The 1034-nt window shown below is 64.2% G+C and carries 1 protein-coding gene and 1 pseudogene; one reads left to right on the forward strand and one right to left on the reverse strand.

Annotated features, from left to right (window positions below; all coding sequences use genetic code 11):
* Positions 1-644: SDR family oxidoreductase (locus tag FJ980_RS34220; RefSeq protein WP_140547737.1), on the forward strand; the 644-nt coding region annotated here is incomplete at its 5' end.
* Positions 645-740: 96 nt separating this feature from the next.
* Here FJ980_RS34220 and FJ980_RS35060 read toward each other — a convergent pair.
* Positions 741-1034, reverse strand: a pseudogene (locus FJ980_RS35060) (succinylglutamate desuccinylase); the annotation flags it as partial.

The following is a 1034-nucleotide window of genomic DNA, read 5'->3' on the forward strand; positions in this document are numbered from 1 at the left end:
TCGGCTACAACCGTTCGCGGCAGACGGCCGACGATCTGGTTTCGTCATTGGCGTACGGCGATCACTTCGTCGCCGAGGCAACCGTGACGGACAGCGATTGCCTCGCGCGCCTCGCTGGTCAGATCGAGAAAAGCTTTGGCCGGCTGGATGTCCTGGTCAATTGCGCCGGGACAACCCGCTTCGTGCCACATCCGGATCTCGACAGCCTGGACGATGAATTGATCGACCGCATCTTCAGCGTCAACGTGCGCGGTGTGATTGCTGCGACGCGGGCCATGCGGCCGCTGCTCGATCGCACCGGCAGCGGGGTTGTTGTCAACATCTCGTCGATCGCAGGGGTCACCGCCATGGGAAGCAACGTCGCCTATTGTGCGTCGAAAGCCGCTGTCGATAATCTGACCAAGTCGCTGGCGCGTGCCCTGGCCCCGAGAATCAGGGTCGTGTCGGTCTCGCCCGGCGTCGTCGACACCGACTTCATCAAGGGCCGTGACGAATCCTGGCGGGACGAACAGGCAAGCCGGACGCCGCTGGGGCGGCTGGGCACGCCCGACGATGTCGCCGAGGCGGTTTTGGCGGCTGCGACCCATCTCCGTTTCGTGACCGGCGTTATCATTCCGGTCGACGGCGGTCGGCCCCTGGCCTAGAGCCCGGGACAGGATCAGGTCGAACGGACCTCGTTTCTACGCGTGGCCGCCAATCATCGATCTGCGGTCAAGAAGTGCCCGCGCCCGCTGATCGATCTAATCCTCCAGCAGATAGCCTGTCCGGTGGGCGAGGGGCTTTTGGCCCACCACCTTGGCAATGACCTGATTGGCGGCGACAAGTTTCTTCAGCCTTCGCGTCACCACGAGCCCGTCGGTGCGCGCCCGTACCGTCACGCGCGCCTCGCGGCCCAGCGAAGAAGGCACGATGATGTCCGCGATCGGCTGTCCACAAGTGACGCGTTCACCCAGTTCGGCGCGGTAGACGATGACACCGAACGCGGGCGTGCGAACCACATCGCTCGCATCGAAGCCGGTTATCTCGCAAAGCGC

It is taken from the genome of Mesorhizobium sp. B1-1-5, assembly GCF_006443065.1.
GTDB lineage: Bacteria > Pseudomonadota > Alphaproteobacteria > Rhizobiales > Rhizobiaceae > Mesorhizobium.